Below are 19,054 nucleotides of genomic sequence, written 5' to 3' on the forward strand. Positions count from 1 at the left end.
CTGCTGCGAGTGGACCGCAGGTGGCCGAAGTCGTCGACACGACATCCGCCCGGCATCGTTCGTGCTCGCGCGCTCGGTGGGTCAGGGCGCGATGGCATTCGCCGCGGACGACGGGCGATCACGGTGCACGGGCCCATGGGCGTCGTCGCAGTGGTCTTCCAGCACCGGCAGCAGGCGCTGCGCGTCCGCCACGGCACCGGAGGCGACGACATGGGAGTGATCGACCTGCAACGTGGTGTGGGTGATGCCGTAGTCGTGGTCGAGCACGTGCTCGATCCGCTGGCGCAGGCCGTGGCAGTCGGCGCCCGGCCGGACCAGTACGTGCGCCGATAGGGCGATCTCACCGGAGGTGATCTGCCAGACGTGCAGGTCGTGCACCTCATCGACGCGGTCGATGTCTACCAGCCTGCGCCCCAGCGCATCCGGGTCGACACCCGCGGGCGCCGCCTCCAGGAAGATCCGGCCGGATTCGCGCACCAGCCCGAGCCCCGCCTTGACCATCAGCGCGACGACGATCAGGGTGGCGATCGCGTCCGCCCTGGTGAAGCCGGTGGTCAGCACGACGAGGCCGGCCACGGCGGTGGCGATGAACCCGTACAGGTCGTTGAGCACATGCTGGAAGGCGCCCTCCACGTTGAGACTCGCGCGATTGGCCTTGCTGATCGCCCAGGTGGCCGCGATATTGACCACCACTCCGGCCAGCGCGGTCGCCAGCACGAGCCCGCCGGTCACCTCGGGCGGCTCCAGCAGACGGCGCACGGCCTCGTAGGTGAGCCAGCCTGCCAGCACGAGCAGCGTGATGCCATTGGCCTGGGCCGAGAGGATTTCGGCGCGCTTGTAGCCGTAGGTGTACTTGCCGTTCGCGGGACGCGCCGCGAGCCGGATCGCGACGAGCGCGAGGACAATGGACGCGGCGTCGGTGAGCATGTGGGCCGCGTCGGACAGCAGGGCCAGCGAGTTGGCCAGCAGACCGATCACGACCTCGAGCGACATGAAGCCGACGATCAGGCTGAGCGCGATGATCAGCCACCTGCGATCGGCCTGACCGGAGAGCGCGTGCCCGTGCGCGTGACCGTGTTCGTGTCCCATCAACCCAGCCCTTCCACCATCGAATGTATGCGCATATCTGCATTCGTTTCGTAGCTTAACCCACCGCCCGCGGTGTGCGACAGAGCAGCGGAGTGAGCTGGATCACGTCGCACAGGTCTTCGGCCGACTGTTCAGCCGAGCAAGGCGTGCACCACCGCGTAAGCCGACACCGTAGCGATCAACCCCGCGCAAACACTGACGATCACGTTCGTCGCCGCGTAGAAATACGCCCCCCGCTCGGCCAGCCGCGCGGTTTCGTAACTGAAGGTGCTGTAAGTGGTCAACGCTCCGCAGAACCCGGTGCCGAGCAGCACGAACAGCGGCGAGGACAGCGCCGTCCCCGCTCCGCTGAGGGCGCCGAGCACGAGGCAGCCGATCAGGTTGACCAGGAAGGTGCCCCACGGGAACAGGCTGTCGCGGCGATCCTGCACCACGCGGTCGATGAGATACCGCAGCGGCGCGCCGATCGCGCCGCCCACGAGAACCAGCACGAGGTTCATCGAGCCGCCTTTCGCACGCGCCGCAGGCGTTCGTATCCCGCCCTGGTGAGCCACATGGCGGCGAGGGTCGCCGAGAGAGCGCAGATCAGCGTGCCCGCCAGATAACCGGCCGCGACGACGATCGTGTCCGGCTGCAGCAGTTGACGGATCTCGTTGGCATAGGTGGAGAAAGTCGTGAACCCGCCCAGGACGCCCACGCCGAGAAAGGGGCGCAGCAACCGATGGGCAGCCCAGATCTCGGTCACCGCGACCATGAGTACTCCGATCGCGAAGCAGCCGACGACATTGGTGACGAAGGTGGCGAGCGGAAAGTGCCCCGGGCGCTCGGGCAACCCCTGGGCAAGTCCGTAGCGGGCGAGCGCGCCGAGCGCCCCGCCGAGGGCGACGACGCCCGATACCGGACCGTGAGTGCGCCAGAAATCCCGCCGTCGGGCGCGGCCACGCGCGCGATCGGCGATGCCGGTCGGTTCCTCGGTCAGTTCACCCGCCACGCAGATCTCTTACCCCACCGTCCGTGGCGGCGCCGCCACCGGGTCACCACGCCGCCGCGCTCACCGGCCCCCGGCCTCTCCGTCGCCGTCGTGCGCGACGAGAACCGAGCAGCCGACGTGCCGTGCGGCCTTCTCAGCCGTACTGCCCATGAACCGCCCCCAGATACCCGAATGCCCGCTGCGGCCGAGCACCAGCAGGTCGGCATCGTGATCGGCGGCGGCCGTGGCCAGTTCGCGCGCGGCCTGCCCCGCGCGGAGTTCGGCCCGCACCGCGATGCCGCGCCGTTCCGCGGTCTCGGCGGCGGCGGTGAGCCATCGGCGGCAGGTCAACTCCCCGATCGACCGTTCGTCCTCGATCTCGCCGACCACCGGCCCGTAGTGCGGCAGGTACTCCTCGACCGCGACGACCGTGAGCGTGGCGTGGTGCACCGTCGCCAGCTCGAGTGCCATCGCCAAGGCGGCCCTGGCGCCGGGTGAATCGTCGTAACCCACCACGATCCGCTGGAACACCTCTCCATTGTGATCCCTCGGTCAGGCCGGAGCCAGCGTTCCGGCAACACTGTGGCAATCACGCTGGGGCCGTGGAACCGTCCGCCGCGAGCACTTCGGCGGCCGCACGCTCGCCCGAGCGGATCGCTCCCTCGATATAGCCCGCCCACTCCGTCGCGGTTTCGCTTCCGGCCCAGTGGATCGCACCGACCGGGTGGCGCAGAGCCGAGCCCGAGGTGGTCAGGACGCCCGGCGGGAAGAAGGCCCCGTAGCCGCCGCGAGTGTAAGGATCGTCCGCCCAGACCTTCTCGTGCCACTCGACCGGCTCGCGGGCGGCGTGCCCGAAGGCGCGGACCAGCGAACCGATGATCATGGCGCGTCGCCCGGCCGGAGGCAGGGCGGCCAACCGCTGCGCGGCCCGGCCGGGCACCAGCGCACCGAGCACACCGGGACCGCCGGGCCGGGTGGCGTCGAAGGTGACCGGCACCGGGTCGTGCAGGTTCAGCGATTGGCCGGTGAGCAGGTCGTCGCGCCAGAACGGCCGCTCGTAGACGGCGAACGCTTTCAGCACCGAGCCCATCGGCATGCGCTGGGTCAGTTGGTCGCGCGCGGCGGGCAGCGGCGGATCGTAGGCGATGCGGCCGGCGAGGGTGGGCGGGACCGCCACGATCACCTGCTCGGCATGCACGTCACCGGAGTCGACGCGCGCCACAACGCCATCCGCGCGCCTGCCGATACCGGTCACCGGCGCGCCGAGACGCACCGCGTCCCCCAGTTCCGCCGCGACCGACAGCGCGGGCCCGTCGGCACCGTCGACGAACAGGCGAGTCGCCGTCTCGGCGGCGACCCCGGCCTCGACGCCACCCGCCGAACGGATGGTGGTCAACAGACCGAGCATGGAGATGCTGCCGACGTCGACGCACAGTTCCTCACCGATCATCACCTCGGCGAGGTTGCGCGCCCGCCGCTCGGGCAGATTCCGGCGCAACCAGGTCGCCGCCGTCATCGCGTCCAGCCGATCGGCGCCGGGGGTGGCCCATGGCCGCGCGAGGTCGACGCGGGCGGCCATCCGTTCCAGCCGCCACATGGCCTGAGCGAGCACGGCCAGGACGAACGTCGGAAGTGGCGGGCGGGCGCCGGTGAACGGCCGCCGGACCACGCCCTCGACCAGCAGGTCGACCCCTTCGGGCGGCGGGTAGGTCGCGGCGCCGTACTCCTCGGCCAGTGCCGCGAACCGCGTGTGGCCGGCCGAAATCCACTGACCGCCGAGGTCGACGGCCCATCCGTCACCGACCCGCGCGGTCCGGGTGCGACCGCCGACGCGATCGCTCGCCTCCAGGACAACGACATCCCGGCCCGCCGCTCGCAACGCCCGCGCCGCGCACAGTCCGGCATATCCCGCACCGACGACAACGACGTCCGCACGGTCCATGGTGGCCTCCCGTCGCCGCACCGTAACTCGCCAACCACTGTTGATCACCCATCGCCGATCCGCAACCGACATGGGCATCGCCCGATTTTCGCCAGTTACGGCCTCGAGAACGGAAAGTTCGGCTACGCCACCTCGGCTGTCAGCGATGTTTCTGTGTCGCGTCGCAAACCGGTCGACCCGGTCTTTCCGCACTCCGACAGCGGCAGAATCCTTGCTACGCAGACGAATTCGACCACCGGCGGGTCACCGCAGCCCTCGTCGAGGGCGCCGAAGGCCAGAAGATCGACTGACGGATAGGCCGTAAGGCGGAGCCGCCTTCTCCTCGGTCGTCGTGTCGGCCGCGTGGGGGCCGGATCGGCTCGGAGATGGGCCTGCACATTGGCTCTACCTGGCCTGCACCGGCTACACCGCCGGGCCCATGTTCCGCGCGACCATCAACGGCCTCGGGAGACCACTGCCCTACTCCGCCCGCTCTCCACTGCTGGTAACGCTACTGCGCCGCAGCGGGAGTCGAGGCCAAGTGATGAGGGAAGTCCCCGGGCACACTTACCAGTTGCTGACGAAACGCCCCAAGCGGGCAGTGCGGGTGAACCGGAACCGGTCGAGATCGATCGGTCCGAGTAGCGGTTCGCACGACAGGAACCGCACCGCAGCCGGTACCGCGAGCAGATCGGGTTCGCGGCCCGCCAACCGCAAGCTGCGGATTCGGAGGATCGGACCCGGACAAGGTGTCGTTGTGGCGACGCGAAACAACGGCCCGGGGTCGCCCGATACAGAACGCACACGATGCTGCCGAAAAAGCCTGGTGCGTCCGGGCTTCGGGCTAGCCTCGGGACAGGCTCAGGTGAAGGAAGCGACATGGCCGCAGCAACCGTCATCCGCCCGCTGGCGCCGAGCGAGGCGATCTTCGCCAACAGCGAAGTCCTCGTCGGCTATTCGATTCGGGTCGCGGGTCGGTTGGATCTCGCCGCGCTGTCGGCGGCGTTCGAGGCCGTGGTTCGCTCCCGTCCGGTCCTCGGCGCCCGCCTGGAGCCGGACGGGCGCGGCGGCCACCTCCTGCTCGAATCCTCCGGCGCCGCACCGGAGCTGACGGTCGCCACGGGTGATCCCGAGCGGTTGCTCACCGGCGCCCAGCTGGACCAGCGCAGTGCGCTCGCCGCGCTGTGCGTGGTCCGCGACGGCGACACCGCGGGCATCACATTGGTGACCCACCACAGCATCGCGGATGCCTACCATTCGCTGGCCGTGTTCGCCGAGCTGTGGTCCTGCTACACCGACCGCACCCGGCGCCGCTGCGCCGAATTGCCGCCGCACGGCTTCCCGCGATCGGTGGAGGAACTGCTGGGCGAGCGCGGCGTGCGGAAGATCGACACACCGGTCATGCCGCACCGCCCGGTAGGCGTCGCTCAGGCCTACTCCGGCCCCGAGGATCCCGACTACCTCATCCCGCGCACCGCACGCTGCCGGCTGACCCGGGAGCAGACCGCCGCGCTGATCGAACTCGGGCACCGGGAGCACACCACGATCAACGGCCTCGCCTCGGCCGCGATCCTGCGCACCGAGGCCGAACTGCGCGGACTGCCGCTGACCGAGCTGGACTACACCTATTCCGTCGACCTGCGCACCCGGGTGACACCGCCGATCGGGCTGACCGAAGGCACCAACGTGCTGGGCTTCGCGAACTTCGTCCCGACACCGCGGACCGGCACGACGCTGGTCGAGCTGGCCCGCGGCATCAGCGACACGCTGCGCGCCGGACTGGACACCGGCATCGTGCAGCAGACCCCACTGCACATTCCGGAGATCGCCGCAGGCCCCCCGCCGCGCGCGCCGGGAATCGTGCTGGCCACCAATTGGGGACGCGTGTGCAGGCCTCGGGTGCCGGACGAGCTGCGGATCACCGACTTCCGTTCGATCATGCTCGGCAAACCCGACAAGACCGGGCATCGGCTCCAGCAGCCCAGCGGCACCATCATCATCAGCACTTTCGACGACCGGCTGAGCATCGAGATCCATCACCCCGAGGAAACCACCGAGGAACAGCGGATGCGGGTACGCCTGCTCACCACCCACCTGTCGGAGTTCAGCGCGGCGGGCGCCGCGTGAACCCGGCCCGCGATCAGCGCCGCCTACAGCGCCCGGCCGAGCAAGGGCGGCACGTTCTACTGCCGCCGGGCGGTCGGAGTGGAACGAAAGTTGTCACAGCAACCTATTGGACTGTGACGCAGCGCACAACAGATGATTTATCGCTCTGGATACCACTCTCGACACGCGCGCGTTCGCTCAGCTGGACGCCGTCGCAGCCGGATCGGCAAAGGGGCGCAGGATGGCTCGTGAACAGGGATGTCGCCCGGCGCGCTGCGCGACCTCCCGCGGACGCATCGGGATCGCGTTTTAGCGGGCAGGCGCGTCGGACACCCGAAAGAATGGCCTGCGTGCGGAAGCTACCACCGAGGAACGGGCGCCTATCGGTCCTCCGGCACAGTACCCTTGGCGGTGAATCATGGCGCGGTAGCGACAGGCTGGGATCCGGGAGGGGAACAGTGGACACGCTAGAGCTCGACCCGGCGGCGGTGGCCGCCTACACCGCGATCGCGGACGCGGTGTCGAAACAATTGGCGTCGGCGGCCACGGTCGCCTCCGGCGCGGTGGATCCGGAACGGCTGGCCGCCGATCTGGGACTCGTCGGCGCGGAATTCGCGGCGCGCTTCTCTGCGGCCGTATCCGAACACGCCGAAGCGCTGTCGACGGCCGGACAGCTGGTCGGAGCCTACGGCCAAGTGCTGCGCGATTACCGCGCCGACGCGCAGGGTGTCGACGCCGCGACAGCGAGCGCGATCACCCGGTCCGGGGAGGCGCTGGCATGAGAAGCCTGATGGGGCTGCGGAAACGCGCGCACACCACCCAGCCCGCCGCCGAGACCGCCAGGCCGGCGAGCACCGAACCGGGCGTCGATCCGCCGATCGTCGCCGCGCTGGTCGAACCGCTGCTGAGGCTGCGCTCCTCGCTCGGCTCCGGGGTCGGCGTGCCGAGCGCGGCCGCGACCGCGGCGCTCTCGGCCGCCGCCACCCAGGCGGCCGATACCGAAGGCCCGCACCGCGACGGCCTGTACGCACTGGAATCGACCTGGACCTCCCAGGCCGCCGACAGCGCGGTGCCCGCGATGCGCAGGACCCAGACCCAGATCGGCGACATCTCCGATCGGGGTCCGGCCTATCTGTCCGTGCTCGCCGACGCGCACGCCACCTCCGGGCGCGCGGCACGGCGCGTCGACCAGATCATCGCCGATTTCCGGCGCGACGCCCGGGAGATCCTGGACAACGCGACCTCGGCGCCGGAGACCGACGCCGTCATCACCCGCGCCACCCAGGCGCTGCGCGACGCGCTCACCACCGTGACGGCCGCGCGCACCGAAATGGACGACCACACCAGGAGACTCGACGAGATGGGGCCGCTCACGGTCACCACACCGTCCGGCGTCGCCCAGGGCCAAGTCGGCTATCCCGGTGGCACCGGACAAGTCGTGCCCGGCACCACGACACCCGCCACCACACAGCCCATGGACCCGGCGATGGCCGCGCAGCTCCAATTGCAGCAGGCACTCATCTCCGCGGGAGTGGACCTCGGCACCACGGCCATCAACGCGGGTGTCGACATCGGCACGCACATCATCGACAAGATCGCCGAAGTCGGCATCCACGGCATCGACACCGTCGCGGCGGCCGCGGACAAGGCGATCCCGGAACTGATCAATCCCGGCTCCACCACCAGCTCCGGCACGAACGGCGACGACTCGAAGAACTCGTCGAAGTTGTTCGACTTCGGCGGATCGCCGGCGAACAAGCCGTCGACCAGCGGCCCGGGTTCGGTGATCCCGCCGGGCAACTCGGCACCCGCCGCGCGAGCGGACGCTCCGAAGCCGGAGAGCAGGCCCGTGCCCTCGGTCGCGCCGCCCGCGGTCGACTCCACGCCGCCCGCGCCCGCGAGCAGCCCGGACCACCCCGCTCATCCCGGTCCCACCGGCGGCATGGTGGTGCCGCCCGCTCCGCCGACCGGCGGCGAAGACCAGGAGCACAAGCCGCGCGACGGACAACTCGGTGTGACCATCCCGTCCGCGGTGACAGCGGTCGTACCGGTGCTGGGCGAATTCGACGATGACGCCCCCTGACCGGGAGCATCCCGGTCAGGGCGCGGGCCAGGCCAATCCGTTCGACACGGGTCTGCCGATGCTGCGCATGCCGGCGGCCAAGCCGTCCAAACGACGTCGTTCGCCCGTCCGCCGCAAGCAGATTCGTCGGCGCGAGCCGCAGTACGAGGCGTCGGAACCACCGCGCCCGCCGGAGCGGCGAGATACCCGGCCACGCTTCGGCGAATGGGAGCAATGGCTCGAACCCGCGCCTGCCGCTGCGGGTCCGCCGCAACCCGTGGCCCCGCAGCAACGCAGCGCGCCCACCGAGCCGGTACCGGCCGATGCCGAGGAGGGCCACGTCACCGCGCCGGCCATCGTCAATCGCTCCGGCATCCATCCCGGCACACCGGTGCGCCGTCCGCGGCGCACCGATCAGCAGCGTGGCAACCGCTCGCTGACCGTCGTGATCGTGCTCGGCATCGCGATCGCCACCGTTTCCATCGGGCTGGCCATGATCTACGGTTCCGGGGCGAATTCGCGCAAAGCGGCGGCGACCACGCCGCCGCGCGCGGCCGGGCCCGCGCCGACCACCTCGACGTCCACCTCACGGGTCAGGCCGCCGTGGGCCATCGCCACGCCGGGATGCGAGCAGAAACGCACCGCGGACGTCATTTCCGGCACCGATCCGGGCGGCACCGCCAACGGCCCCGACGCCATCTTCGCCTTCGAGTACGCCTACTACGCCGAGCGGTCCGGGTACCGTGCCCGCGCGGTGGTCGCCTCCGACGCGGCGGTATCACCCGCCGATCAGATCCAGCGCGGCATCAATCAAGTGCCGGCCGGCACCCGCTACTGTGTGCGGATTTCCCGGGCCGGCGACGGCCCCGACGGCCAGGCGCGATGGGAAGTCCACTTGACACAGCAATTTCCCGGCGAGGAGGCGAACACCTTCACGCAGTTCATCACCACCCGTACCGGTACGGATCAAACGCTGATCACCGGAATCACGGCAGGCTGACGGTTGCCTTCGGCTCAGTGCGGCGTCAGCTTGACGACCGGAATCACCCGGTCGGTCTTCTCCTGGTACTCGGCGAAGCCGGGCATCACCTCGACCATCGCGGCGTAGAGGCGATCGCGCTCCGGGCCTTCGGTGACCGGAGTCGCGGTGGCCGCGAGGGTTTCGGTGCCGATCTCGAGCGTGACCTCTGGATTGGCGCGCACGTTGTGGTACCAGTCGGGATTGGTGGGCGCGCCCGCTTTGGAAGCGATCACCACGACGTCGTCGCCGTCGCGGACGAAGGCGAGCGGGTTGGTGCGCGGGCGCCCCGACTTCGCGCCGATGCTGGTGAGCAACAGCAACTCGCGGCCGGCGAAGGGACCGCCGACCTTGCCCCGGTTGGCGCGAAATTCCTCGATGATCTGGGTGTTCCAGTCGCCTGCCATGACTTGTCTCTCCTGGGAGTCGAGTGCGCCGGGTCGTGCGCGAGCCTACCCAGATGTGCCCGCCGCGGCTGAACCGACGTCCACCCGACAGCGGCAGGGGGCACGATGCCTGGGTGCGGGTGCTCCTCGCTCGCGGGCAACGACAAGGTGGTGGCTCGCCCTCGCCGAGTACGTGCGGTCGGCCCCGGGCATCGTCGCTCTCCGGTCGCGCCGACCGGCGCCCCGTGGGTGGGGTCAGGCGACGGGCTCCGGCCGCCGGACGGACGATTTCGGCGTGGCGGTGAGTGTCTTGTCCAAGTCGGAGCGCAGCGTGGTGGCCGAGTCGAGCAAGTAGTTCTGCCGCACCTTCCACGGATGACGGCCGCCCTGCCGGGGGAAGTCGCCGATGGAGCGCTGGATGTAACCGGAAGCCAGATCCAGCAGCGGATGCTCCTCGAGCGTGCCCCTCGGCTCGGGCACCACGGCGGCGTAGCCCTTGCGATCCATGTGGTTGAGCACCTTGCAAACCAGCCGGGAGGTGAGGTCGGCGCGCAACGTCCACGACGCGTTGGTGTACCCGATGCACACGGCGAAGTTGGGGACGCCGGTGAGCATGGCCCCCTGCCAGACGAACTGCTCGGGCAAGTCGACCCGCACGCCGTCGACACTCGGTGCGATGCCGCCGAAGGCGAGCAGTTGCAGACCGGTCGCCGTGATGACGATATCCGCCGCCAGCACCCGGCCGGACTTCAGCCGGATACCCTCCGGCACGAAGGTGTCGATGTGATCGGTGACCACCTCGGCCTTGCCCTTCTTCATCGCCTTGAAGAAATCCGCGTCCGGGGCCGCGCACAGACGCTGGTCCCACGGGTTGTAGCTGGGTGTGAAGTGCTCGGCGACGGCCTGTTCGTCTTTCAGGATGCGTGTGGTGAGGCCGGTGAGCAGCTTGCGCGCCGCTTCCGGACGGCGTCGGCAGTACTGGTAGAAGCCGATGTAGAACAGGATGTTCTTGGTGCGGATCGCCCGATGCGCCAGCCGCGGCGGCAGCAGATCGCGGATCCGGTCGGCCACTTTGTCCCGGCCGGGAACGGCGCTGATCCAGGTCGGCGAGCGTTGCAGCATCGTCACCAGCTCCGCCTGCTCGGCCATCGCCGGGACCAGAGTGACCGCAGTCGCGCCGCTGCCGATGACGACGACGCGCTTGCCGCGATAGTCGAAGTCCTCGGGCCAGAACTGCGGGTGCACCAGCTCGCCCGCGAACGACGCGATGCCGGGGAATTCCGGGGTGTACGGCTGGTCGTAGTTGTAGTACCCGGTGCAGGCGTAGAGGAAGCCGCAGGTCAGCGTGCGCGTCGCGGTGGAGCCGGACGCGTCGCGCTGCTCGACTGTCAACGTCCAGCGCGCCGCACCGCTGTCCCAGTCCGCCGCGATCACCTTGGTGCGGAAACGGATGTGCCGGTCGATGCCGTTCTCGGCCGCGGTCTCGGCGATGTAGCGCAGGATCGATGGGCCGTCCGCGATCGACTTGGCGTCGCGCCACGGCTTGAACGGATACCCGAGGGTGAACATGTCGGAGTCCGAGCGGATGCCGGGGTACCGGAACAGATCCCAGGTGCCGCCCAGCGTGTCGCGGGCCTCCAGGATGGTGTAGGTCGCGCCCTTGCATTCGGTCTGCAACCGGTAGGCAGCACCGATACCGGACAGGCCCGCGCCGATGATCACGACATCGAGGTGTTCCGGCGCTACCGCGGTCTCCGTCATATCTCCAGTGTGCGAGCCGAGCCCGCCGCTTCCTTGACTTTGCGCGACAAGTATTTGATCCTCGACGACATGTCGGTGATTCGATCCGCCGGGTTGCGCGGCTTTCGCGCGACCGTGGCCGAGCTCGGTGGCGACGCCGAGGCGCTGGCCACGGCATGCGGCTTGCCGGTGGCCGCCCTGGACGCCGACGACCTGCTCGTGCCCGACGAGCGCGTCGCGGCCGTCCTGGAACTGGCCGCGCACCAGCTGCGCTGTCCCGATCTGGGCCTGCGGATCTCCCAGCGCCAGGATCTGGACATGCTCGGCCCGCTCGCGCTGGCGATCCGGAATTCGCCGTCGCTGGCCGACGTGCTCGAGTGCTCGGCACGGTATCTGTTCCTGCACGCGCCGTCGCTGAGCCTGACGCTGGAGCCGGACCCCTACGGGGATCGCGGCGTGATCGCGCTGCGCTACGGCGTGCGACCGGGACGCCCGAACCCCGTCCAGGGCACCGACCTCGGCCTGGCATTCGTGCATCGCACCATTCAGCGCCTGGTGGACGACCGATACGGGTTGCGCTCGGTCGAGCTGCCCTATCGGCCGGAGGCGGCGGTCGCCGGTTACGAGAAATTCTTCGGCGCACCGGTGCGGGTCGAGCGGCCGTTCGCGGCGCTGCGCGTGCCGAGCAGTCTGGCGAGCAGGCCGCTCACCGGCGGTGACGAGAACCTGCACCGGCTGGCGATGGCCTTCCTCGCCGAGCAGTCCGGTGACGCGGCCGCCGCGCTCGCCCCCCAGGTGCGCGCCGCCGTCCAGCAGCTGCTCGGCACGTCCGCACCCGAGATAGTGGCGGTGGCACGCCTGCTCACGGTGCACCCGCGCACCCTGCAACGACGTCTCGCGGCCGAGCGCACCTCGTTCGCCGCGATCCTGGACGAGGTCCGCCGGGACGCGGCGCGGCGGTATCTGACCACAACGGACATGCCGATGAGTCAGGTCGCCTCGCTGATCGGACTGTCCGAGCAGGCGACTTTCACCCGCTGCGCCCGAAGGTGGTGGGGCACAACGCCTACCGTTCTGCGCCGCACGGACGCACACGAAAGGTCACAGCAACACAACACTTTCGGGTGAGTGATCCGCGCACGGCAGCGGCACTCGCGGCCCACCCGGGTGCAGGCGATCGCGAACACCCGGGCCCACCAGTCGGCCCGCGACGGCGGCAAACGCTGTTCGGCACGATCGAAAGACGGTTCGAATCCCCACTGGGAAGGCGCGATCGGGCCGCTAGACTCTCCGATCGATTGGGAAGGGGGCCGCATGGACGCGGTTGTCAAGGAGGTCGCCGAGGAGGGCAAGCGGCTGATCGACCGAGCTTGGCTCGGCGAGCTCAGCCGCGACCAGGCGGTGCACATGTTCGTCCAGGTCGGCGACGGCATGGTGCGCTACGAGACCGCGCTGACCATCATCGATGACGGTGTGCAACGGCTGGCCGCCAACGCCAGGCGGCTGCGGCTCCTGCGCTGGTGCGCGGTGCTGGAGCTGCCCGTGTTCGGCGCCTTCGCCGCACTGGCGGTGCTGGTCGGGGATTTCACCACCGCCGGACTCTCGGTGCTGTTCCTGCTGATCCTGCAGATCATCCACCGCACGATGCCGCCGTATCCGCCGGCTGTCCTCAGCCGACCCCGCACTCGGCCGTCCGGGCCGTAGTGGCCCCGCCCTCGCCCGACGTGGTGATTAGTGTGCGTTCCATGGACCGCACGACCGACGCTTCCGGCGCACATCCGCACGAGCCGCACGGCGACGGCTTCGCCTCCAAACTCAACTGGCTGCGTGCGGGTGTGCTCGGCGCGAACGACGGCATCGTATCGACCGCTGGTCTGGTCGTCGGCGTCGCGGCGGCGACCACCGACACACCGGCCTTGTTCACCGCGGGCATCGCCGGCCTGTCGGCGGGAGCGATCTCCATGGCGGTGGGCGAGTACGTCTCGGTCAGCACGCAGCGCGATTCCGAGCGGGCCTTGCTGGCCAAAGAGCGCAGGGAGCTGCACGAGGAGCCGGATTACGAGCTGATCGAGCTGACGGGGATCTACCGGGCCAAGGGGCTGACGCCCGAAACCGCGCGCAAGGTCGCCGAAGAACTCACCGCGCACGACGCGTTCACCGCGCACGCGGAGGCGGAACTGGGCCTCAATCCCGCCGAGCTGACCAACCCCTGGCAGGCGGCGTTCTCCTCGGCGGTGGCCTTCACGCTCGGCGCGCTGCTGCCGTTGCTGGCCATCCTGCTGCCGCCGGTCAGCGCGCGGATTCCGGTGACGTTCGCGGCTGTGCTCGCCGCGCTCGCGCTCACCGGGTCGGTCAGCGCCCGGCTGGGCGGCGCGCCCCGTGGCCGGGCCGTGGTCCGGGTGGTGCTCGGCGGCGCGCTCGCGATGGCCGTCACCTACGGCATCGGACAGCTCGCCGGCGTCGCCGGAATCTGACTCGCACGCGCGGATTCGCGCGTTTCCTCGCTGAGAACACGCCGGTGCCGGGCGGAGGCCGTCTGCCTTCGCCCGGCACCGGCGTAGCGGTGCGCGGTCAGCGCTCGAGCGCGTCCCGCAGTTTGTCCCCGGCGCGTTTCAGGTTGCCGCGGGCCTGCTCCCGACGCCCCTCGGCCTCCAGCCGGGAGTTACCGGTCGCTCGGCCGAGGAGTTTCTTCACGCGGCCCCTGGTCGCTTGCACTTGGTGCGCGATGCGATCTTCGAACTTCATGCGGAATTCCTAGTAGTACCAGCGGCGGCCACCCACCGGACGGCCCACCGAACCGGCCACCAACAGCACGAGCCCGATGATCAGCACGATGATGCCCGCGGTGGTGAGCAGTCCGATACCGAGCAGCCAGCCCAAGACCAGGAGGATGAGGCCGAGAATGATCATTGTCGTATTCCTTTTCTTTCTCGATTATTTCGCGGTAGTGCCTGCCGCCAGATCACGCCGCACCGCCGCCATCTCGCGGCGAGACTGTGCGAGTTCACGACGCGCCACCACGCCGCGGCGGGTGACCCGCCAGGCCCCGGTCAGGACCAGCGCCGATCCGAACATCCCGATCGCCCCGAGCGTGATTCCGTAACCGAACAGCGCTCCGGTGGAACTGTGGAAGTGATAGTCGAATACCGAGAAATCGCTCGTCAGTTGCTGAGCGGGGCCGGTGTTGCCGACTACCGCGGCGACTCCGATAATCACGGCCGCGATCAAGGCGATGAGCCCGATGATGATGATCATGGCAATCCCTGTTGCGTCGAGTCGTTTGACAACTCTGCTATTCCCGGGGTGCCCGCGATCAAACGGGACAGAAAGGAAAGTTCGACCGTGTGGAATCGATCAAAGCGAATTACCTGACGTACACGGTTACGCTGCACAACGCTACTCGGGAGTCCGCGTCGGCGATCGACTCATCGCCGCGGTATCTATTCCGTCGACATCGACGTGGCCGCGGCGCGCGCCTTCGTGGACTCGACCACGCTGAGCTTCGGTGAGGTTCTCGACGCGATCCGGCAGACCGGAGCCGCCGCCTCCTGATCGGGCGCGCCGCGGCCCCAGGCCTGGTCAGCAGCGACCCGGTGCGGGCGATGACGGAGTGACGGAGGTGTTCGATTCCGACTTCGCCCAGAACCCGTGCCCAACGCTCGAGCGACTACGCGCCGAGAGGGACGTTCACCGTGTTCGCACGCCCGACGGGCCACCGGCCCACCGTCGCCGCGGCCGCTGTCGATCACGTCCGCACCCGGTGGCCGGACCCGGCGCTCGGGGTGCACGAACGAGAGATCGCCCGGCGCTGCGGTTTCCGCCATCGCGGACCACTGGTGCTGCCACACTCCGATGAGATGGGGCGAGCGACGATGATCGCCCCATCTGCTACCGCTCTCGGGTGCCGGGCCTCTCGCGGTCGCGACCCCTCCCGGGGCGACCACACCGACATGCGCTCGCGGAGCAGGGACGAGTATGATCTACGCCACAAGCCCTGTCAACTACAGGAGACACAGCCGATATGGGGGACGACTTACACCCGTTCACACGGGCTCTCAACACGCTCATCAACGGAATGCACCCGCCCACAGGAAAAGACGGGCGGACGCAGGAGGTCACCCATCGCGCGCTTGCCGAGGACATCCACCGCACCACCGGAGCGCGCCTGTCCGCCAACTACCTGTGGAAGCTGCGCACCGGGCAGGCGGTGAACCCGTCCTACGAGACCCTGGAGGTGTTGCGCGGCTACTTCGGTCTCGACAGCCTCGACCCGTTCACCGATCCGCGACTGGCGACGGCGCGCGGCAGCGAACTGGCTTTGATCAACGCGCTCAAGGGAAACGCCGAGCACGAGGTGCTCGAACCGGTGCTGCGCGACGGGCTGCAACAAGGTACGGTCCGCGCTGAATCGGTGCTGGCGATGCTGGACATCCTGCGGCGCATCGAGAACGAGCAAGACGAGTGAGCGGGGCCGATCGCGGCTGGGAGCAGATCCGGCGGCCTCGCGCCCAAGTTCAGTACGGGTAGCTCGGCGCGCGCGTCCGCCGGATCGGCATCACCGTCCACCAGGTGACGCAGCGCCACACCCATTCCAGCGGGCCGTATTCGAACAATCGCAACCACACGGCACTGCACACCGCCTGTGCCACGATGATCCCGACCGCCAACCCGAGAACCGCCGCGTAGCTCCTGGAGCCGGGCAGGCCGAGACGCGGTGCGGCGAGGAGGATCACAGCGGTGGCGACAACGTAGTTGGTCAACGCCAGGCGGCCCAGCGGCCGCAACACCTCCGCCAGCACTTGGCCGGGCTCGATGCGCAGAAACAGCAGTAGCCCGGTGACGTAGGCCAGCGCACCCAGCAGACCCGCAACAGCCACGGCGGGAGTGGACCACAGCTCCGGATACGGTGCGCGGTATTCCCACCTGCCCGCCACGATCGCGGCGGGCACGGCGAGGGCGAAGACCGCGGCGATCTGCCGGCCCCGCTGATCGAGGGTGTGCACGATCCCGGCGCGCGCGGTGGCCAGGCCGAGCAGGAACAATCCCGGCACGAGCGCCAGCCCGCCGCCGAGCGTCAGGGCGACACCGAAGGTGCCTGCCAGTCCCGCCGAGAGCAGCACCCAGTTCGGCAGCGTCGAGGCGGGCAGGAGGATCGCCGACCCGGCCAGCGCGTACGGCAGCAGCACCTCACCCGGCTGGAACTGCTGATGGACCAAGCCGATCACCCCGAGCGCGGCCAAGCGGCGGATCAGGACCAGCCGTGGGCGCTCGCCGCGCTCCGCGGCGCTGTCGAGCAGCAATGCGAAGCCGACCCCGAACAGGAACGCGAAGATCGGGAAGAACCGCCCCTCGAACACCACCGACAGCGCGTGCCGGACCGGTAGCACCACGCCAGAATCGTCCGTCGCCGGGATGTCGGTGATCCGCCAGATGTTCACCACCAGCATGCCGCACAGCGCGAAACCACGAACCGCGTCGAGTTCCTGGATGCGTGGCGGACCCGCGTCGTCGTGCATGCATCTCACGGTATCCAGCGGCGGCCCCGACGCCGGGATCTCGCGCCGAGATGTCGCCTACATTGATTAGCGCGCTAACTATTAATGCGCTAACTTCAGCGGGGGACAAGGAGGACCCATGGATACCGAGATCGAGGATCCGCTGCGCTTGGACCGGCAGGTGTGCTTCGCGCTGGCCGTGGCTAATCGCGCGGTACTGGCCGTCTACCGCCCGCTGCTCGAACCGCTCGGGCTCACCCACCCGCAATATCTGGTGATGCTCGCGCTCTGGGGCGAGGCGCCGATGTCGGTCAAAGCCATCGCCGAGGCCATCCAGCTCGACTCCCCCACACTGTCCCCGCTGCTCAAACGCCTCGAAGCCGCCGGGTTGATCAGCCGCGAACGCGACAGCCGGGACGAGCGCAACCTGGTGGTGAACCTGACCCCGGCCGGAGCCGAACTACGCGCCGAGGCCGAGCGGATACCACCCGCCGTCGTGCAACGCCTCGGCGTGACCTTGGCCGACCTCGAGCAGTTGCGCGAAGTCCTCACCCGGGTGAACGAGGCGGCCCGCCGGTCGGTGCTCGCCGAGCCCGACAGCTCGACCCCGAACCGAGGAGCCCGGTCATGACCCGAGAGCGACGACGGCCCGGTCCGATCCAGTGGATCGGCTACGCCTTCGGCCGCCGCCTGCCCGATTCGATGCGCGAATGGGTGCGCGACGACCTGACCGGCAGGTTCGCCGCCACGCGGCACGTGCTGCGCGGAATGGTGCCGTTCACACCGCTGTTCGCGGCGTTCCTGCTCTTTCCCGGCGAATTGTGGTTGCGCGGCGCGATGGTCCTGCTGGCGCTGCTGCTGGCCCTGTTCTACACCGTCGCCTTCATGCCGATGAACCGCGCGCACCGGCTCGCGAAGCACGGCTTGCCCGCGGATCTGGAGAACCCGCGGCGAGCCCGACGCCGAGCGCTGGAACGAGCCAGGTACGCGGCCCAGCACCCGCACTGAGCGGCGCGCGGCCACCGAAGGCCGGGTGGGTGGACCGGTCCCCCGCGTTCGCGCCGCTACCGGCGCACCAATTCGGCGGTGACCGCGCCGAGGCGCTCAGCGCGTTGGCGCATGGTGCACGCGCTCACTTGGGCCGCCGCTCTAGGGGCTGGCGGCGAGACCGACGAAGGCAGCGAACACGGCCAGGTGGACGCCGCCCTGCAGCAGCGTCGCCCGGCCCGGAACGATCGTCAGCCCGCCGACCACGACGGTCAGCGCCAGCAGCACCATCTGCGTCGCTCCCAAGCCGAGCACCAAGGGACCGTCCAGCCAGATGCTGGCCACGGCGATCGCCGGAATGGTGAGGCCAATGCTCGCCATGGCCGAACCCAGCGCCAGATTGAGACCGATCTGCACCCGGTCGCGGCGCGCGGCTCGCACCGCGGCGATCGTCTCGGGCAACAGCACCAACAGCGCGATCACCACACCGACCGCCGATTGCGGCAGGCCCGCCGACTGGACCGCCGATTCCACGGCGGGCGAGACCACCTTCGCCAGTCCCACCACGCAGACCAGGGCGACCAGCAGCAGGCCGAGGCTGGTGACGGCGTCGCGCGCGGTGGGCGGCTCGACGTGCTCGTCGTCCTCGGCGACGACGCCGTCCGCCTCGACCGGCAGGAAGTCGTCCGGATGACGCACGGTCTGCACCATCACGAACAAGCCGTACAGCGCGAGCGAGGCCACCGCGGCGAAGGCCAGTTGCGCCGGCGAGAACTCCGGACCGGGCTTGCTCGTGGTGAAGGTCGGCAGCACGAGGCTGAGCGTGGCCAGCGTCGCCACGGTGGCCAGCGCCGCGCCGGTGCCTTCCGCGTTGAACACCGCCACGCGCCTGCGCAAGGCGCCCACCAGCAGGCAGAGGCCGAAGATGCCGTTGCAGGTGATCATCGCCGCGGCGAAGACCGTGTCGCGGGCCAGGGTCGCGGTCTTGTCGCCGCCCTGGGTCATCAGCGTGAGAATGAGCGCGACTTCGATCACGGTCACCGCGATGGCCAGCACCAGCGACCCGAACGGTTCGCCGACGCGGCGCGCGACCACCTCCGCGTGATGAACCGCCGACAGCACCGCCCCCACCAGGGCCGCCACCACGATCGTCACCGCGACACCGGGCAGACTTCGGCCCCACGTCACTACGAGGGCGACGACGGCGAGCAAGGGCACGAACACGGTCCAGCGGGCGAGTAACACACGGATCATGCCCACCATCGTCCCAGCACACCGCA

At 69.6% G+C, this 19,054-nt stretch carries 22 protein-coding genes and 1 pseudogene; 10 read left to right on the forward strand and 13 right to left on the reverse strand.

Annotated elements, in window-relative coordinates; genetic code table 11:
• Positions 1 to 81: 81 nt before the first annotated feature.
• From ACT89H_RS26905 to ACT89H_RS26930, 6 genes and pseudogenes are all read right to left on the reverse strand, one after another.
• Positions 82 to 1,089, reverse strand: a complete 1,008-nt coding sequence (locus ACT89H_RS26905) for a cation diffusion facilitator family transporter (RefSeq protein WP_445111454.1) — start codon at positions 1,087 to 1,089, stop codon at positions 82 to 84.
• A gap of 131 nt (positions 1,090 to 1,220) precedes the next feature.
• Positions 1,221 to 1,589, reverse strand: coding sequence for a fluoride efflux transporter CrcB (crcB, locus tag ACT89H_RS26910; RefSeq protein WP_445111455.1), 369 nt, complete (start codon positions 1,587 to 1,589; stop codon positions 1,221 to 1,223).
• Positions 1,586 to 2,080 carry a fluoride efflux transporter CrcB gene (crcB, locus tag ACT89H_RS26915; RefSeq protein ID WP_445111456.1) on the reverse strand — a complete coding sequence of 165 codons (495 nt, stop codon included), beginning with the start codon at positions 2,078 to 2,080 and terminating at the stop codon, positions 1,586 to 1,588. The genes crcB (ACT89H_RS26910) and crcB (ACT89H_RS26915) overlap by 4 nt, the downstream gene beginning before the upstream one ends.
• 60 nt (positions 2,081 to 2,140) lie before the next feature.
• Positions 2,141 to 2,590, reverse strand: a complete 450-nt coding sequence (locus ACT89H_RS26920; protein ID WP_445111457.1) for a universal stress protein — start codon at positions 2,588 to 2,590, stop codon at positions 2,141 to 2,143.
• A gap of 58 nt (positions 2,591 to 2,648) precedes the next feature.
• Positions 2,649 to 4,001 carry a flavin monoamine oxidase family protein gene (locus ACT89H_RS26925; protein ID WP_445111458.1) on the reverse strand — a complete coding sequence of 451 codons (1,353 nt, stop codon included), beginning with the start codon at positions 3,999 to 4,001 and terminating at the stop codon, positions 2,649 to 2,651.
• A 606-nt stretch (positions 4,002 to 4,607) separates the two neighbouring features.
• Positions 4,608 to 4,682: pseudogene (locus ACT89H_RS26930) on the reverse strand (hypothetical protein); the annotation flags it as partial.
• A gap of 177 nt (positions 4,683 to 4,859) precedes the next feature.
• Between ACT89H_RS26930 and ACT89H_RS26935 the strand changes: the two are divergent.
• From ACT89H_RS26935 to ACT89H_RS26950, 4 genes are all read left to right on the forward strand, one after another.
• Entirely contained in the window at positions 4,860 to 6,107 is a 1,248-nt protein-coding gene (locus ACT89H_RS26935) for a phthiocerol/phthiodiolone dimycocerosyl transferase family protein (RefSeq protein ID WP_445111459.1), read from the forward strand.
• Positions 6,108 to 6,544: 437 nt separating this feature from the next.
• Positions 6,545 to 6,868: a hypothetical protein gene (locus ACT89H_RS26940; RefSeq protein WP_445111460.1), complete on the forward strand. Its 324-nt coding sequence runs from the start codon at positions 6,545 to 6,547 to the stop codon at positions 6,866 to 6,868.
• Positions 6,865 to 8,169, forward strand: a complete 1,305-nt coding sequence (locus ACT89H_RS26945; protein ID WP_445111461.1) for a hypothetical protein — start codon at positions 6,865 to 6,867, stop codon at positions 8,167 to 8,169. The genes ACT89H_RS26940 and ACT89H_RS26945 overlap by 4 nt, the downstream gene beginning before the upstream one ends.
• On the forward strand, positions 8,156 to 9,148 hold the full coding sequence (locus tag ACT89H_RS26950) for a DUF8176 domain-containing protein (RefSeq protein ID WP_445111462.1): 993 nt from the start codon (positions 8,156 to 8,158) through the stop codon (positions 9,146 to 9,148). The genes ACT89H_RS26945 and ACT89H_RS26950 overlap by 14 nt, the downstream gene beginning before the upstream one ends.
• A gap of 14 nt (positions 9,149 to 9,162) precedes the next feature.
• Here the strand turns inward: ACT89H_RS26950 and ACT89H_RS26955 are convergent, their stop codons facing one another.
• The gene (locus ACT89H_RS26955; protein WP_445111463.1) at positions 9,163 to 9,573 is read right to left on the reverse strand and encodes a nitroreductase family deazaflavin-dependent oxidoreductase; all 411 of its coding nucleotides are present in this window, start codon (positions 9,571 to 9,573) and stop codon (positions 9,163 to 9,165) included.
• Positions 9,574 to 9,807: 234 nt separating this feature from the next.
• Positions 9,808 to 11,313 carry a flavin-containing monooxygenase gene (locus tag ACT89H_RS26960; RefSeq protein WP_445111464.1) on the reverse strand — a complete coding sequence of 502 codons (1,506 nt, stop codon included), beginning with the start codon at positions 11,311 to 11,313 and terminating at the stop codon, positions 9,808 to 9,810.
• A 69-nt stretch (positions 11,314 to 11,382) separates the two neighbouring features.
• Here ACT89H_RS26960 and ACT89H_RS26965 point away from each other — a divergent pair, with 69 nt between their 5' ends.
• The 3 genes from ACT89H_RS26965 to ACT89H_RS26975 all read left to right on the forward strand — a co-directional run bounded on the left by ACT89H_RS26965 (position 11,383) and on the right by ACT89H_RS26975 (position 13,766).
• Positions 11,383 to 12,420: an AraC family transcriptional regulator gene (locus ACT89H_RS26965; RefSeq protein ID WP_445111465.1), complete on the forward strand. Its 1,038-nt coding sequence runs from the start codon at positions 11,383 to 11,385 to the stop codon at positions 12,418 to 12,420.
• Between the two features lie 186 nt (positions 12,421 to 12,606).
• Positions 12,607 to 12,996 (forward strand): hypothetical protein, encoded by a 390-nt coding sequence (locus ACT89H_RS26970; RefSeq protein WP_445111466.1) that lies wholly within the window; start codon positions 12,607 to 12,609, stop codon positions 12,994 to 12,996.
• Positions 12,997 to 13,037: 41 nt separating this feature from the next.
• A complete protein-coding gene (locus tag ACT89H_RS26975) occupies positions 13,038 to 13,766 on the forward strand; it encodes a VIT1/CCC1 transporter family protein (RefSeq protein WP_445111467.1) in 729 nt (242 codons plus the stop codon).
• Between the two features lie 97 nt (positions 13,767 to 13,863).
• Here the strand turns inward: ACT89H_RS26975 and ACT89H_RS26980 are convergent, their stop codons facing one another.
• From ACT89H_RS26980 to ACT89H_RS26990, 3 genes are read right to left on the reverse strand one after another with little or no spacing between them, the layout of a single operon-like run.
• Positions 13,864 to 14,037: a CsbD family protein gene (locus ACT89H_RS26980; protein ID WP_445111468.1), complete on the reverse strand. Its 174-nt coding sequence runs from the start codon at positions 14,035 to 14,037 to the stop codon at positions 13,864 to 13,866.
• A 9-nt stretch (positions 14,038 to 14,046) separates the two neighbouring features.
• Positions 14,047 to 14,202 (reverse strand): DUF6131 family protein, encoded by a 156-nt coding sequence (locus ACT89H_RS26985; RefSeq protein WP_086006372.1) that lies wholly within the window; start codon positions 14,200 to 14,202, stop codon positions 14,047 to 14,049.
• A 24-nt stretch (positions 14,203 to 14,226) separates the two neighbouring features.
• Positions 14,227 to 14,547, reverse strand: a complete 321-nt coding sequence (locus ACT89H_RS26990) for a hypothetical protein (RefSeq protein ID WP_445111469.1) — start codon at positions 14,545 to 14,547, stop codon at positions 14,227 to 14,229.
• Positions 14,548 to 15,313: 766 nt separating this feature from the next.
• On the opposite strand from ACT89H_RS26990, the gene ACT89H_RS26995 reads away from it, so the two are divergent.
• Positions 15,314 to 15,757, forward strand: a complete 444-nt coding sequence (locus ACT89H_RS26995; protein WP_445111470.1) for a hypothetical protein — start codon at positions 15,314 to 15,316, stop codon at positions 15,755 to 15,757.
• Between the two features lie 49 nt (positions 15,758 to 15,806).
• On the opposite strand, the gene ACT89H_RS27000 is transcribed toward ACT89H_RS26995, so the two are convergent.
• Positions 15,807 to 16,808, reverse strand: a complete 1,002-nt coding sequence (locus ACT89H_RS27000; RefSeq protein ID WP_445111471.1) for a DUF418 domain-containing protein — start codon at positions 16,806 to 16,808, stop codon at positions 15,807 to 15,809.
• A 118-nt stretch (positions 16,809 to 16,926) separates the two neighbouring features.
• Between ACT89H_RS27000 and ACT89H_RS27005 the strand changes: the two genes are divergently transcribed.
• Entirely contained in the window at positions 16,927 to 17,418 is a 492-nt protein-coding gene (locus ACT89H_RS27005) for a MarR family winged helix-turn-helix transcriptional regulator (RefSeq protein WP_445111472.1), read from the forward strand.
• Positions 17,415 to 17,795 carry a DUF5313 family protein gene (locus ACT89H_RS27010; protein WP_445111473.1) on the forward strand — a complete coding sequence of 127 codons (381 nt, stop codon included), beginning with the start codon at positions 17,415 to 17,417 and terminating at the stop codon, positions 17,793 to 17,795. The genes ACT89H_RS27005 and ACT89H_RS27010 overlap by 4 nt, the downstream gene beginning before the upstream one ends.
• A 141-nt stretch (positions 17,796 to 17,936) precedes the next feature.
• Here ACT89H_RS27010 and ACT89H_RS27015 read toward each other — a convergent pair whose 3' ends face one another.
• The gene (locus ACT89H_RS27015) at positions 17,937 to 19,028 is read right to left on the reverse strand and encodes a calcium:cation antiporter (protein ID WP_445111474.1); all 1,092 of its coding nucleotides are present in this window, start codon (positions 19,026 to 19,028) and stop codon (positions 17,937 to 17,939) included.
• Between the last annotated feature and the right edge of the window lie 26 nt (positions 19,029 to 19,054).

Source organism: Nocardia aegles (genome assembly GCF_052545135.1).